General features: G+C 36.4%; 10 protein-coding genes. 7 read left to right on the top strand and 3 right to left on the bottom strand.

Annotated elements, in window-relative coordinates; all coding sequences use genetic code 11:
* Positions 1-5 precede the first annotated feature (5 nt).
* The 6 genes from KDU71_RS16675 to KDU71_RS16650 all read left to right on the top strand — a co-directional run bounded on the left by KDU71_RS16675 (position 6) and on the right by KDU71_RS16650 (position 13,072).
* Positions 6-1,421: a RagB/SusD family nutrient uptake outer membrane protein gene (locus tag KDU71_RS16675; protein ID WP_212192233.1), complete on the top strand. Its 1,416-nt coding sequence runs from the start codon at positions 6-8 to the stop codon at positions 1,419-1,421.
* Between the two features lie 361 nt (positions 1,422-1,782).
* Positions 1,783-4,911 carry a SusC/RagA family TonB-linked outer membrane protein gene (locus KDU71_RS16670; RefSeq protein ID WP_212192232.1) on the top strand — a complete coding sequence of 1,043 codons (3,129 nt, stop codon included), beginning with the start codon at positions 1,783-1,785 and terminating at the stop codon, positions 4,909-4,911.
* 31 nt (positions 4,912-4,942) lie between these two features.
* Complete coding sequence (locus KDU71_RS16665) at positions 4,943-6,589, top strand: RagB/SusD family nutrient uptake outer membrane protein (RefSeq protein ID WP_212192231.1); 1,647 nt, start codon at positions 4,943-4,945, stop codon at positions 6,587-6,589.
* A gap of 1,104 nt (positions 6,590-7,693) precedes the next feature.
* Positions 7,694-10,666, top strand: a complete 2,973-nt coding sequence (locus tag KDU71_RS16660; protein WP_212192230.1) for a SusC/RagA family TonB-linked outer membrane protein — start codon at positions 7,694-7,696, stop codon at positions 10,664-10,666.
* Positions 10,667-10,686: 20 nt separating this feature from the next.
* Positions 10,687-12,120, top strand: coding sequence for a RagB/SusD family nutrient uptake outer membrane protein (locus KDU71_RS16655; protein ID WP_212192229.1), 1,434 nt, complete (start codon positions 10,687-10,689; stop codon positions 12,118-12,120).
* A gap of 19 nt (positions 12,121-12,139) precedes the next feature.
* Positions 12,140-13,072, top strand: coding sequence for a Calx-beta domain-containing protein (locus KDU71_RS16650; protein WP_212192228.1), 933 nt, complete (start codon positions 12,140-12,142; stop codon positions 13,070-13,072).
* A 307-nt stretch (positions 13,073-13,379) separates the two neighbouring features.
* On the opposite strand, the gene KDU71_RS16645 is transcribed toward KDU71_RS16650, so the two are convergent.
* From KDU71_RS16645 to KDU71_RS16635, 3 genes are read right to left on the bottom strand one after another with little or no spacing between them, the layout of a single operon-like run.
* Complete coding sequence (locus KDU71_RS16645; RefSeq protein WP_212192227.1) at positions 13,380-14,081, bottom strand: hypothetical protein; 702 nt, start codon at positions 14,079-14,081, stop codon at positions 13,380-13,382.
* Positions 14,082-14,113: 32 nt separating this feature from the next.
* Complete coding sequence (locus KDU71_RS16640; protein ID WP_212192226.1) at positions 14,114-14,806, bottom strand: hypothetical protein; 693 nt, start codon at positions 14,804-14,806, stop codon at positions 14,114-14,116.
* A gap of 7 nt (positions 14,807-14,813) precedes the next feature.
* Positions 14,814-15,494, bottom strand: coding sequence for a hypothetical protein (locus KDU71_RS16635; protein WP_212192225.1), 681 nt, complete (start codon positions 15,492-15,494; stop codon positions 14,814-14,816).
* 200 nt (positions 15,495-15,694) lie between these two features.
* Here KDU71_RS16635 and KDU71_RS16630 point away from each other — a divergent pair, with 200 nt between their 5' ends.
* Complete coding sequence (locus KDU71_RS16630; RefSeq protein ID WP_212192224.1) at positions 15,695-16,105, top strand: hypothetical protein; 411 nt, start codon at positions 15,695-15,697, stop codon at positions 16,103-16,105.
* The last annotated feature ends 7 nt before the right edge of the window (positions 16,106-16,112 follow it).

Raw genomic sequence — 16,112 nt, 5'->3', positions numbered from 1 at the left:
GAAATATGAAGAATTTATATATAATAGTATTGCTAATAGGATTATTTGCAAGCTGTACTAATGAATTGGAGCAACTGCCTTCAGGTAGTCTTCCTGGAGAAGAGGCAATTAGTAATGTGAATGACCTGAATAAGGCCGTTAACGGAGTGTATAGCACTTTGGTTCATCGTTACGGGTATGCTGGTGATTATGGCATTTATGCTGATGGTAAAGGAGGTGATGTTCAGTTAAGGGATTTGTCTGCAAACCACTTTCAACCTATAGTGATTTTTCAAACGGATGCTAACTCTGGTGTAGCAAGCGGTATATATCAGCGTTTCTATTACACTTCAGCAAGAGCTAATAATGTAATGTTATTCCTTGATGGGATTAGTGATAAGGACGAAAATAAAGAGGAGTTTGAAAGCTTAGTCGGTCAGCTGTATGCAATTAGAGCTTTATGTCATTTTGAACTTGCAAGAACATACGCACAATTACCTGGGGTAGCTGCGGATTTGAATGCTCAGAATTCAGGGATTGTCTTGAATGATGCATATTACGGAGTTGCTGAAAAGTTTAAGCGTTCAACGCTTAAGGAAACTTATGATTTTATAGTGGCTGATCTGGAGAAGGCAATTCCTCTTTTATCAGAGAAGAAGGTTGAGGCGTCAGGAAAGATTAACCAATGGGCAGCAAAAGCCTTGTTAAGCAGGGTTTATTTATATCTAGGAGAATATGATTCTGCATTAGAGTTGGCTCATGATGTTATTGATAATAGTGATTATGCATTATATACTCAGGATAACTATTTGAGTGTTTGGGCAAAAACAGGAACAAGTGAGTCTTTGTTTGAGCTTACAGTAACTGATAATGAGAATGCTCAACGAAATTCATTAGGTTACTATACAAATCCAGATGGATATGCTGAATGCTCAGCAAGTGATATATATGCAGAGTGGTTGTTAGAGCAAACTGACGATATTCGTTCACAATCTATTCGAGAAAAGGATTTGGATGGTGATTACCTTGCTTATTACACAGTTAAGTACGAAGGTCAAGAGGGAACCAGTACTCCCTTGTATACTAATAATGCTAAGGTTATCAGACTATCTGAGGTTTATTTAATTGCAGCTGAAGCCAAACTAAAAGGAGGAGTAGCAAGCGGTTCAAATGATGCAGTTTGGTACTACAATGAATTAAGAAAAAATAGAATTAACTCATATGTAGATGCTGTATCAGTTAACTTGGATGAGATTCTCGACGAAAGAAGAAGGGAGTTGTTCTGTGAGAATCATCGTATGTTTGATTTAGTGCGAAATAAGAAGTCTATTACATCTCCTTCGGTTGGAAATGTACATTACGATGATTACAGGATTATTGTGGCAATTCCGCAGCGTGAAAGGGATATTTCTCCGGAATTAGCTCAAAATCCAAAATACTAGTCATTGTGATTTCAACAAGTCAATCTTGTAAATGATTTGAGGTATAAATAGATTGATGAAATTTTTTATAAAAAAGGCAGCTATCAGCTGCCTTTTTTTTATGGCTGCATATGTCGGATACTGTTAATATTAAGGTTGTTATAAGTGGCTTTGAAAAGCTTATATGTGCAGTGGTAATCTGAAAAACTGATTTTTATCAGTTTATTTTGTAGCGCTATAAAATAATATTATGTATGAGGTGTGAAATAGCTGTATACGTATCAAAAGTTAAAAAGTTTTAAAATAAGGCAAATAGTGTTATATTGTATTCGGAAAAAATAACGGATAATTATCCTATTTATTAATTTTAAACCTTTTATCTATGAAGAAAGTACTATTTGCACTTTCGTTTATAGTTCTGGTGGGTTTACAGGCATTAGCTCAAAATACTAATGTTACCGGAACTGTTACAGATGCAGCCGACGGAACTCCTATACCTGGCGTATCTGTATTTGTTAAAGGAACAACCATTGGTACAATTACTTTACCCGATGGTACTTTTACGCTCTCCGTTCCAAATGATGCAGCAACTATTGTATTCTCGTTTGTAGGAATGACAACTCAAGAAGTGGCTTTTAACGGGCAAGTCACAATTAATGTGGTCTTAGAGTCAGATGCCCTTGGATTGGAGGAGGTGATAGTAACTGCTTTTGGAACAACAACTAAGGAGGCGTTTACTGGTTCTGCTGCCGTAGTGGGAGCGGAAGAATTATCATCTCGAAATGTGACCTCTCCAATTGCTGCCATTGAGGGTAGAGCAACAGGGATACAATTTACGTCTGCATCAGGTCAACCTGGTTCATCACCTGATATTGTTATACGCGGAGTAGGAACTTTAAATGGTAGTACAGATCCATTATATATTGTGGATGGTGTGCAGTATGAGGGTTCCTTAAATACGATTAGTCAGGATGATATCGAGTCTTTTACTATTCTTAAAGATGCCTCTTCAACAGCCTTGTATGGGTCGCGAGCGGCTAATGGTGTTGTAATGATTACTACTAAGAGTGGTACAAAAGGAGCAATAAGAACGTCTGTATCTGCTCAGGTTGGTGTGGTTAGCAGAGCTATTTCAAATTATGATGAAGTTTCTCCGGGGCAATATTATGAAACAATGTGGGAAGCTTTAAAGAATTCAAGTGCAGGAGGTGGAGATCCTGCCTATGCTTCTGCAAATATTTACAATAACTTAGGCTATAATCCATTTAATGTAGCGAACAATCAAATTGTAGGAACTGATGGAAAGTTAAACCCAGGTGCAAGGATAATTTATAAAAGTCTTGACTGGTATGATGCAATGGAACAGACCGGAGTGAGAACAAACTACAATGTTAATGTCGGTGGTGGAGGCGACAAGCATAAAGTATTTTTCTCCGCTTCTTACCTTGATGAAGAAGGCTACGTGGTAACCACCAATTTTAATCGTATTACTTCACGCTTAAATGCTGAGTTTGAGGCTACAGATTGGTTAAAGCTTGGTGGTAGTGGAAATATCACTATTTCGGAATCTGCCGGGCCTACTTCCGCAGGAGAAGGTAGTATTGCCAATCCTTTCGGATTTGCAAAAAACATAGGCTCGATTTACCCGGTGTATGTAAATGACTTAGATGGAAACTTGGTGTTAGATGCCGGAGGAAAGCCTGTCTTTGATGCAGGTGAAGGGTATTCTGAATACAACATTGGTTCAAGGCCAATATACCAAGGTCGTCATGCTCTTCAGGAATTACTGTTAAATGATGAGAGACAAAAAAATAATACATACGGACTTAGGTTCTTTGCTGATGCTGAAATAATTGAAGGTCTTAATTTTAGAGTAACATACAGTAGAGATATCAATGAAGGTCTTGTTAAAGAATATGAAAACCACATTATTGGTGATGCACAACCAACCGGAAGATATGGAGAAGAGCGGTATCGGAGAGATGTTGAAAACTTCAATCAGGTTTTGTCATTTAAAAAATACTTTAATGATGTTCATAGTGTAGAACTAACTGCTGGGCACGAAAGCTATCAAAGAATCTTTTCCGGTTTTGACGGTTCAGCCATTAAGCAAGTTGCCACAGGTATCTATGAATTTGATAATTTTGCAGAGCCAATTGGTTTAGGTGGAGCTACTACTGAAAAAACTATTGAAGGTTACTTCTTAAGGGCAAATTATAATTATAATGGTAAATATTATATTAGTGCATCAGTAAGAAGAGACGGTTCATCGGTTTTTGATAAAGAATCAAGATGGGGTAACTTCTATTCTGTTGGTGCATCATGGAGGATAGATCAAGAAAACTTCATGCAAGCTGTGAATTGGGTTAATCATTTGAAACTACGTGGTTCGTATGGTCAGGTAGGTAACGATAATTTGGGTGATTTCTTCCTGTCTCAGCCAAGATACGGTTTGACATCAAACGCAGGTAACCCTGCTATTTATTGGTCAGAAATAGGTAATTCTGAGCTGCAATGGGAAACTGTTGGTAGTTTTGATGTAGCTTTAGAGTTTGTGTTATTCAATAATCTTCTTGATGGTACTATTGAATATTATAAGAAAACTTCAACGGATCTACTTTATGATTTGCCAATACCTTTAAGTAATGGTTTAAATACTGTGCCATCGAATATTGCCGATATGTCCAATTCGGGAATTGAATTTGGTTTAACCGGACATCTCATTAATAAGGGTGGATTTAAATGGGATATGACATTACAGGCTTCAACCTTTAAAAATGAAATAACGAGTATTCCTGATCCTTTCATAGATGGTTCAAAACGGTGGGCAGAAGGAAGATCAGTCTATGACTTCTATATCCTTCAAACTGCGGGCGTAGATCCTAGCAACGGAGATCAACTGTTCTGGATGTATGAAATTAATGAAGATGGTGAAAGTGTACCTGTTTTAGATGCTAACGGAAATCAGGAAACAACAAATGATTGGGAGGCAACTGAACGAGCATACACTGGAGACTCTGCTATACCTGATTTGTTAGGTTCAGTATCTAATTATTTTAGCTATAGAGGATTTGACTTAAATGTGTTAATGACTTTTGGTATTGGGGGTAAATATTTAGACTATGGCTATGCGGCTATGATGCACAGTGGACGTTATGGTAGTTCACTTCATCCGGACATTCTCAATGCTTGGCGTAACCCGGACGATGTAACTAGTGTGCCTAGGATGGAAAATGGAAATGTTGATTTAGTACAGTCACAATCTTCCAGATTTTTAACAGATGCGTCTTTCTGGACATTGAAAAATATTAACATTGGCTATACTTTTAACAGTTCTATTACTGATAGATTAGGTGTTGATGATTTAAGATTATCACTTACTGGAGAAAATTTATTTCTTAAAAGTAAGAGAGACGGGCTCGATCCTCAATATAACTTGTCGGGAACAACTGATGGTGATGACTTTAGGCCATCAAGAATCATTTCGATAGGATTAAATGTTTCCTTTTAAATAATAAGCAAATAATTAAAACATAATAACTATGTTTAAAAAGATAATTGTGTTATTAGTGATAGTAGCTATTGCAATAACATCATGTAGCGATGATTTTCTGGAAACAAAACCAACAGATGCTATTTCTTCCAATGATGCATTAGCATCTGCAGAAAATATGGCTCTAATCCTTAACGGATTGCATCGTTTACTATATGTCCAGCCACAAACTCTGCTTTCTGGCGGAGATAGTTATAGATCCGGTAATCATTATTGGGTGCCAATGGGAGATAATTTAGCAGGAGGACTAATACACAGTGCCCCGGCAAATAATCTCGGGTGGCAAGACGAAACCAGATGGATTTCCCATAATCTGGAAACGTCAAGAACAACTAAGCAGTTGTGGTATCAGCGCTATCACATAATTGCAAGTGCCAATGCCATTATTAATAAAGCTGCTGAAGGAACGATTCCTGAGGATGCAAAAATGAAAGAAATCATCGGACAAGCGTATACATACCGTGCATATGCCTATCTTTCTTTGGTTCAGCACTATGCTAAAGGTTATCTAATTGGCAATCCGGCAACAGATCCTGGTGTACCGTTGTTATTTTCTTCTGAAGCTCCCTTTACCAGTGAGCCCAGATCAACAGTTGAAGTCATATATGACCAGTGCATGTCAGATGTTAATACCGCTATAGATTATTTTAAAGATGCAACTTCAAGGCCGACCGGCAATGCTTTTGACAAATCTCAACTAAACATTGATGTTGCGTATGGTTTGAAAGCTCGAATTGCATTAAATATGGGAGACTGGAGAACAGCTGCTGATGCAGCTAAGTTAGCACGTGAAGATTACCCTTTAATGGATGAAGATGATTGGAAGTCTGGATTTAATACAACACTTCTGCCTGAGGTTATTTGGGGGAGTAATGTAATTTCTACAGAAACTACCTATTTTCGTTCTTACTTTTATTTAATGAGTAATACATTTAATGGTAGTCAGGTGCGGAATAATCCTAAAATTATGGATAAGAGATTATACGCTCAGATTCCTGATACAGATTATAGAAAAGATCAATTCTTAAAAGATGCTCCAAATTCAAACTTATCTGCGTCGAATGGCGAGGGCGGTTGGGAAAATAATACAAACCCGATATATACTACGGAAGAAGAGTTTGATGCAGAAATTGATAGGCTTGCCAGTGTGTATGGATGGACTTCTGCACATAATACGCATCCATATATGCACGTAAAAATGAGAAATAAAGCACCTGGAACTACAGATCCGGATGATATTATTTTAATGCGTTCCTCTGAGATGTATTTGATTGAAGCAGAGGCAGAAGCTATGTTAGACAATATTAGTGCTGCACAAAATGCGTTAAAACCTTTAGGCGAAGAACGTGATAATGCCTATGATGTTACTATATATGATACTAAAGAAAAATTAATAGAACACATTAAATTCCAGAGAGCATTAGAATTATGGGGAGAAGGATTCCTTTATACAGATAAGATTCGTTGGGATGAGGGAATTGATCATGCTGCAAATGGTGGTTCTGGTGCATCTGCTGATTTGTACCAAAGTGGATTTCAACAAGCTAGGCCATCAGTAAATGATGAGTGGATATTTAAAATTCCTCAAGAAGAAATCGATGCGAATCCAAACTTAGGTCCTGAGGATCAAAATTAAACAGTGTTTTAATTAATGTGTGAATAGATAAGAAAGCTGTCCTTATAACTAAAGGGCAGCTTTTTTGCAGATAGGCAGGTAATTAACATGATTTCGACCTAATCAGTTTTTTAATTAATACATGATCTGTCAAACCTATTGAGGCTGATTGATGAATTCTTTAGACGGAAATGGTATGCAGTGAGTTCGACTACTAGGCTTGATAGAAAATTATTGAAACAACGATGTTTGGTGTATCTGATGTCTTAGATATTCCTATGTTCATAATTAATAGTTTTAAGAAGAGTTCTTTTGTAATGACGGATATTGGTGTTTGTGTAGTTTTATGTGGTTTTGCTTTGGATTTAATCTGGCCTTTTATGCGTATTTTTTCTCGATGGCATTTATTGTTTTCGTGGTTTGAGCGTTACTAAATTATTATGAAAATTAAAATAAATATGTATATTCACGGTCGAAGAGATTGTGCCACCTTGCTATTCTGTGGGTGTCCTAAAAATTATTAAGACTTCAATTATTGTAAAAAATACTAAAAAGAGATAATGATAGCTGTTAAAGAATAGCTACTTATTATGAAGCTAATGCTTAAATAGGATAAGTATTGGTTATTTTTTCCAGCAAAACCCGGTCATTAGATCGGGCTTTGTGCATGATCCTCCTAATTTTTCAACTCTCCCTTTTAATTATGTGCTTATTTGAATGCGAAGTTCTTTAGTGTAGACTAATGGATAGTTTCTTATTCGCAATTTTCGGTAAGATTAAAAGATTGCGCGACTTTTGGTGTAAAAAAAAATGATAAATGTTATGCAGTATAGGGTGGTTGAGTTAAAAAGTGTGCCTTGGGTAGTTGTTGGTTAAAATGTGTTAAATGGAATCTATAACGAAAAAGGTCAAAAACTATCAAAAAAGTTTGTGGCTGGCCGGTTTGAGGTTTTAAAATGTAAGATTATTAAGCGGACATGACTTATGTCAGTAAAATATAATGTTAAAAAGTTTTAAAACTAGCTTACAATTGTTATTTTTGAACCGATTAAAAAATTGTCCTATTTATTAATTTAAACCTATTAGTCTATGAAGAAAGTACTTCTCGCACTTTCGTTTATGGTTATGGTTGGTCTGCAAGTTATAGCACAGACTACTAACGTAACCGGTACTGTGACTGATGCTACGGATGGGAGTCCCATTCCTGGTGTTTCAGTGTTTGTTAAAGGAACTACTATAGGAACAGTAACCACCCCCGATGGTACTTATCGTTTGGCGGTTCCTAATGACGCATCGGCGATTGTTTTTTCTTTTGTTGGAATGACGACACAAGAAGTTGCCTATACTGGGCAAACAACAATCAATGCAATTATGAAAAGTGATGCAGTCGATGTTGATGAAGTAATAGTTGTTGCATACGGTACTCAGCGGCGTGAAGCCAATACCGGGTCTGTTGCTGTAATCAAAACGGATCAAATTAAAGATGTTCCAGTTGAAAGTGTTGATAAAGCAATTGCAGGTAAAATTGCTGGTGTGCAGATTAACTCGACAACTGGACAGCCAGGTGCAGCAACGGATATCCGTATTCGAGGAAACGGTTCTATTAATGCAGGAAAAGAACCCTTGATTGTTATTGACGGTGTACCAGTTTCTTCAGGAAACTTCTCATACTTTACCTCTACAGGTAATATTCTTTCAACAATTAACCCTAAGGATATTGAGTCTATGACTGTATTGAAAGATGCATCAGCTGCTTCTTTATATGGTTCTAGAGCATCAAATGGTGTAATCTTAATTACTACAAAATCAGGAAAGAAAGGTCAGAATCGTTTTTCTGTAACTGCCAACTTCGGAGTTTCGAAGGTTACAAATGATCATGATTACAGAGTAATGACTGCTGATGAGATTTATACCTATAAGCGTGATGCAATAATTAATTCAGGTAAGGACCCAAATACAGTTGAAGGCGGTTTCTTTGCTGCTGAGACATTGCCATCGGATATTGAAACATACAACTGGGAAGAAAGTGCATTTCGCACAGCCAGCATGCAGGATATAAACTTTACTGCAAATGGTGGAAATGAGGATACAAGGTATTTTATTTCTGGTGGATACTTTAACCAGGAAGGAATTATGACGGCTACATCACTTGAACGTTATAGTTTTCGTTCAAACATTGATAAAGATTTCAATGAAAAATTCTCAATTGGATTAAAAACGCAAGGTTCATATGTTTATCAAAAAGATAGACCTAACGAATCAATGTACTATGTAAATCCATTCTGGGCTTCTCAAAACCTCATGCCTTGGGATTTACCTTATGTTGATGCCGATGGAAATCCTACTTCAAGAAATACTGGAGTTTACAATTTTGATTTACCATCAAATAATAACTCAAATCACCTGGCAGCAGCAGAATATGACGATCAGTGGAGTAAGCAGTATCGTTTTATTGGAGCGTTAAGCTTGAAGTATGAGCCAATAAAGGACTTAGTGTTCAGAACGACAAATTCAATGGATATGTTATTTGAAGAAGGACGTCGATTCTGGAGTCCTTATTCAGGACCTCCGGGAGAAGAGTTGGGTACACTCCAGGTTTCTAATGGTAGAATGCAGAGATTGAATTCATCTAATATTGTTAGCTATTCAAAAATATTTGCAGAGAAGCATCGTGCAAGTGCTATGGCTGGCTATGAAGCAATGCATTATAAATATCAGAATCATTATGCTTCTGGAGAACAAGTTGGTGCAGTAATTCCTTACTTGTCTAATGCTACAGGCGAAAACTCAACTGTTGATTATGCTTATTCTGAGTATACTTTGTTATCATACCTTGGAACGCTTGAGTATAGCTATGATGATCGTTATTTTGTTAAAGGATCGTTCCGTAAAGATGGTAACTCAAAGTTTGGAGCAGATACACGTTGGGGTACTTTCTGGTCGGTTGGTGCCAGCTGGAATCTTCATAATGAAGCGTTTATAAATGATGTGCCTTGGATTAATATGCTGAAGCTTAGAGGTAGTTATGGTGTTGCAGGAAATGATGCTATTGGTATCTATGACCAGTATGGAACTTATGCATCTGGAGAATACAATGGTAAAACGATTTTAGGGCCTGAAAACCTGACAAATCCAAATCTAGGTTGGGAAATGTCAGCTACAACAAATATTGGTCTTGATTTCGCATTCTTCAATAAAGTTGATGGTACAATTGAAGTTTATAATAAGAAAACAACAGATATGTTGTTGGATGTGCCAATCTCACGTACAGCTGGTTTCGCAAGCCTTCGTCAGAATATTGGTGAGATGACCAATAAAGGTATAGAAGTTAGCCTTAACTATCGGGCTGTTAGCATGAGAGATCTTAAAGTTGATGTTTTTGGCACTTTAGCACATAACAATACTACTATTGATGATCTAGGAGGCGAAGAAGAAATTGGTGATGGATGGTGGAGAAGACATCGTGTAGGAGGCGACTTCTCTAACTATTATGTGTACGATTGGGCAGGAGTTAATCCATCTAATGGATTAGGAATGTGGTATACAGAAGATGGTTCTATGACCTATGATTATGGTAGTGCGCGTCGTGTTTACAAAGGAAAAGTTGAGCCAGATATTGAAGGTGGATTCGGTTTTAATGTGAGCTATAAAGGATTTTACCTAAATACTCAATTTAGATACATGCTGGGGCAGTCTGTATATGTAATGGAAAGTCGCTACACAAATTCAGATGGTTATAACTGGAGTTCAAATCAATCTGCTAATTTGTTAGACTACTGGAAGAAACCAGGCGATGTTACTGGCACACCTAAGCCATTAATGAATAATTCAACTGGTTCAAATGAGTGGGGAACAAGTCGTTTCTTGTATAAGGGTGATTTTGTTCGCCTTCAGAACTTGACTTTTGGTTACAATCTACCTAAGATAGTTTTAGATAAGATTGGTGTATCTGCTGCTAAGTTATATGTAAGTGGAAATAACCTTTATAGCTGGCACGATGTTCCATATTACGATCCTGAGCGAAGTAGTACTGGTGGAGGTTACATTATTTATCCTCAGACTCGTAACTTCACGTTTGGTTTAGAAGTAGGATTTTAATATTTAAAAAGATGAATAATATGAAAAAACATATAAGCTTAGTTGGAGTCTTACTTGCTGTTTTGTTCTTAACATCATGTGGGGATGACTTCCTGGAGAAAGAGCCGTTGTTGTCACAATCAAATGAGTTGACTTTATCTAACTTTGATGGTCTGAATCAGGCAACCATGGGGGCATATGCACCTTTATATAGTGTGAATTGGTATGGTGCTGAGTTTACTATTACTGCAGACCTAAAAGCAGATAATGCAAAATCCAGTCCTAAAAGTTCAGGTCGATATCAGACTGACTATAACTGGTCTCAGAATTCAGCAAATACCGCTGGATTATGGGCGACTGCTTATCAGGCTATTACAAGGGCTAGTAATGTAATTAACGCCATTGATGAAACTTACGATCCTGCAACTGAACCGGGAGTTGATCTGGAGGAGATAGATCATTTAAAAGCTGAAGCACTTTTTGTAAGAGCTCTTGGTCATTTTGATTTAGTGCGTGTATATGCACAACCATATACTTACCAAAAGGAGAGTCTTGGTGTACCAGTTGTTTTAGTTTCCGAGATTGGTGAACCAGCAAGAAATACTGTTGCTGAAGTATATAACCAGATTGTGACTGATCTTGAAGCGGCCTTACCATTGTTTAAAGATGGGGGTATTGCCAGAGAAGAGGTAGATAGTAAGGCGTTTGCTGATGCTGCTGCAGCTCAGGCTTTGTTAGCAAGAGTATATTTGTACATGGGTAATTACTCGAAAGCTGAGGAATATGCAAGTAAAGTAATCGCGAATGAAGATTTTGAAATTTATACTGCTGCTGAATATGGTTCAGTTTGGGGGACGAATGGTGCTTCTGAAATTATCTTTGAAGTATATGGTGACCAAAACCAATCATATGCGCCTTATTGGTCTGAAATTGGTTACATCTATGATCCAGACGGTTCTTATGCAGACGTTTGTGCTACAAATAACTTGTTGGCACTTTACGAAGAAACTGATGTGAGAGCTGATGTATTTGCAGAAGAGTCTAAAGGGAATTATCCTGGTTACGTGTGGCCAGATAAGTATCCTGGAAAAGATGGTGTTAATAAGCAGAATAACATTCCGGTATTGCGACTTTCTGAAATGTACCTAATTCGTTGTGAGGCATACCTAAATGGTGAAGGTACAATGGCCCAGGCTGTTGCTGATTTTAATAAAATTAGAGCCAACAGAGGGGCAACAGAGCTTGGTATCATTACTATGACAGATTTGTTTAACGAAAGAAGACGAGAGCTTTGTTTTGAAGGACATTTGCTTTATGACTATGCACGTTTAAACAAAACAATTGAACGAGTAGATGAGGATGATCGTATTACAGGTCCTGTTGATATTACATTCCCAGGCCACTTATGGGCTATGCCAATACCAATTGGTGAAATGGAATCGAATAGTAATATGGTTCAAAACGAAGGCTATTAATCACTAATTATTAGACATTATGAGATATTTAAAATATACATTGTTGTTCTTGGCAGGAATTGTACTTTTTGCTTCCTGTGATAAGAATGATCCTATAGTTTTTAAAGCTGGAGATCAGAGTGTTGCTTTTCTTAGTAGCAGTTTGCAGGTTGCAGAAGGTGGCAACGAGCTGAGTATACCTGTTTCTTTAGCTGGATTACCAGGTGGTGGTGCAGTTTCAATTAAATATGATGTTAGTATTGAAGGAATATCAAAACCAGCTATCGAAGGTACAGATTTTGAAGTTATTTCTTCAAAAACGATTGAGTTTTCAGAAGGCTATGGCGAGGCAGAGATACGAATACGTACAATGAATAATGACATTTACGAGGGTAATAAAATGTTCTATTTGGTATTTACTGACATTGCCAACACAAAACCTAGTGCTGAGAATATGTGTATGGTAACAGTTAGTGATGATGAGCATCCTCTTAATATCATTATTGGTACTTATGATGGTTTAGGAATTTCATATTTTAATGGTGAGACTGTATACACTGTATCTACTAAACCTGATCCGGATGATGTTAGCAAGATAGTATTTACTGGTTTTGTTCCTGGTGGTTCTAACTTAGATATATACGGGGTTGTGGATTTGGACAGTAAGGAGATTAAGATTCCAGTTGGTCAAGATATTGTTAAGGATGATACCAATCCTGCAGCTATAAATGGTTGGTATGGAGAAGAAGGAGATCCTGCAATACCTGCTGACGGCTTTATAACTGCCACATTCGATGACAATGGTACAATTACAATTCATGATTGGTTCGGTTCTAAAATAACTGAGGGAGTAAATGATGGATTGTGGTTTAATATTATGCAAGCTGGTAGTGTTTTAACTAAAGCTGCCGCTGGCGAAGCTAATATTAATACTACCAGCGAGGAGTTTACAATTGGCGAGTATAAAAAATAGAAGATATTTTCTAACTAAACGTTTTGTTTAGCGTTTAATTAAGAGCATAAGAAGAGCCTCCAGTTATTGACGACTGGAGGCTTTTTATGTATCGCCTTTAATGTTGAAGTTAAACGATGGATTCAGATTTATTACTTAATATTATAGATAAATAAACTGCAGAGTATAAATTAAGACTAATTCTGAGTATTGATTTTGGTGAGTTCGTCTGAATTATAAAGGCTTTGCAAGAATGTTATAAAAAAGGTTAAGCTATTGTGTAGCTTAACCCATATGCATCTCAAAATAAAAAAAATCTATAGAATATTTAATTGTTTAAATTGTCAAATAGTCTTACTAAATCTTCTTTATTCCAGAACTTTGTTTTATTCCCTTTCAGGTATTTGACAGCCTTATCTTGAAGGTCAGCTGGCAAAACCTTTAGTAAATCTTTTTTATTCTCGAATTCAAAAGGAGATTTATCCTGTGTACTACAAAAGAAAGACAGGCTTTGTTCCCTAAATTCAGCTTGTCTGGCCTCACCATAAGGATCAGCAGGCTTTGCAGGATAGAACCTAGTCCTTCGTCTGCAATAGAGTTTTACTGGCCCGTCTTCAACTAATTCAAGATAACCTATATGTTCTGTATTGTTTGACTTCATAAATTTAATTCGTTGAAAAACCCTGTGATTTATAACCACCTTCAAATAATCATAATTATAGGGCAGTTCATAGGCCTTGTCCTCTTTCTCAAATTCAATAACATCGTTATAGATGTTGTAACGTAAACGCAGACCAACAATGGAGTCCTTTTTTGTTAGTATATAACTGTCTGCAAAGTCTTTGCTAAGGTATGGACTGCCTTTGATTTCATCTAGAGTTAAGCCTTCAACTGTGCTGTTGGCTGCTTCTGTGCGATATTCAAGTGATAATAAGTAAGTGTCTCCTGAACGTATGATGCTATTGTTTTGTGCGTAACCATTAGTATAAAACAAATTGGCTACAAAGAAAATTAGTTGAATGCCTTTCATTGTTGTTTGTTAAAATTAATGTGTTTGAACGATTATTTATTGAGAGTGGTAAATAGATTTGTTAAATCCTCTTTGTTCCAGTATTTTATTGCTCTATTGCGCGATATTTTATGAATGGATTCTTGCGTCTTCTCATCCATCAAAGAAGATAATTGCTTTTTAGTGGAAAACTCTATAGGAGTAGTAAAGCTATCGGCATAAAAGAAAGATAGACTCTGCATTTTGAATTCAGGTTCTATTGCTTCTTTATATGCCTCTTCAGGTACTCGCGGGTAGTAGCGAATTCTATATCTGCAATACAATTCATTCTTTCCATGCGAAAGTAATTCAAGGTATCCGTTATGTTTTGTACCGTTTGATTTAATAAACTCTTTATACATAAAAACCCGCTCTTCAATGGTAACCATCTTTAGGCTTTCATTATTTTTTATAGCATAAATCTCATCATTAATTTTAAATTCAATTGCATCGTTATATACATTATAACGCAAAACGAGGGATATAATTGAATCAGATCTAGTTTGAATGAAGCCATTCTTGAATTCCTCATTCAGGAAGGGGCTTCCATTTATATTATCCAGGGGCATGTCATTAAATACAGTGCCAAGTCTGGCGTAATCCATATTAAACGCAAATAAATGATTGGTTGATGCGTCATTAACCTGTGATAAAACACATAGTGATTGAAACACCATTGTTAATGTAATAAAACTTTTTGCTTTCATGTCATTCCTATTTATTCGGGTTGTTAAGTTGATTAAATAAGTCAATTAAATCGTTCTTATTCCAGAAGCGAGTTTTGTTTTTTTCACTAATAATTTCCGCCTGATCCTTGATGGTTGAGTTCAATAGTGTATAAAGTTGTTTAGGAGAATTGAACTCAACAGGCATTTCATTGTCCAACTTTGAAAAATACGAAAGACTTTGAGTTATATACTCTGGTTTTTTAAGGCCGTTATACGAATCACCAATTTCTTGATTTGGCCTGTTAGGATAGTACTGTGTTTGGTGTCTGCAATACAAGCTAACTTTTCCGTCAGCTATTAATTCAAGATAGCTCTTTTGGGTTTTTGTATTAGATTTCTTGAACTCAAGAAACTGAAATACACGATCAGCAATCGTAATCATTTTAATATTTGGATGGCTCTGCAATTGATAGGTTTTTTCATCGTGTCTGAATTCTATGGCATCTGTATGGATGTTGTATCTTAGTTTTAATGGAATTAATAGTTCTGATTCCAAAAGAATAAAGCCATTTTGAAATGAATCTATGAGGTATGGGCTTCCGGTTATTTCATCAAGCCGAATATCTTCTATTTCGCGGGGTTCCCAACGTGTGAAGGAGGGATTGATTTGAGCGTTGACTGCAATAATGCAAGTTAGAAGGAGCGTTGTAGGAAAAAAAGCTTTCATTACATTAAATTTAGGGTCAATAGCTAATAATGGTCATTGTTTATTAAATGTACAAAAAATATATTAGATGACTGCAATGTAATAGTTTATAATTCGTTATGGCTTTATGAAATCGGGTTGCTATTAATGAGTCTTTTTGACAAAAGGCTGCTGTTACATGGGCAGGTTTAGTATATTTACATGTTTTTAATCCTCGAATTATGAGAAAGAATCTATTTATAAATTACTTAAGCATTGCGGTACTTGCAATGACATGTGTGTGTTGTGGTAGCGGAAAGAGTTTAGTTCATAATGAAAGCATCCAAGATATTGCGGTTGCTAAATTGGGAGAATCAGTTGTTGTAGAATTAAATGATTTAAAGTCATTAGCACTTTGCTATGTGATAGATAAACCATCTATGGAAATGCCGGGGAATAACTTGCGATTTTCAGTTTATGATGTTTTAGAAAGGAAGTGGCTATACAGTGAACAAAAGTATAATGCTACCGTAGAATGGCAAAGTAGCACGATATTGGTAATTCATTCAAAACCAGGTATGATTTCTAATGATCCAAATACCAATGAGAAGATGATTGACTATAAGGTTGATATACAGGATTATAAAAAATAAAATGGCA

It is taken from the genome of Carboxylicivirga sediminis (genome assembly GCF_018156225.1).
GTDB lineage: Bacteria > Bacteroidota > Bacteroidia > Bacteroidales > Marinilabiliaceae > Carboxylicivirga > Carboxylicivirga sediminis.
This window is presented reverse-complemented; position numbering and strand designations above follow the sequence as displayed.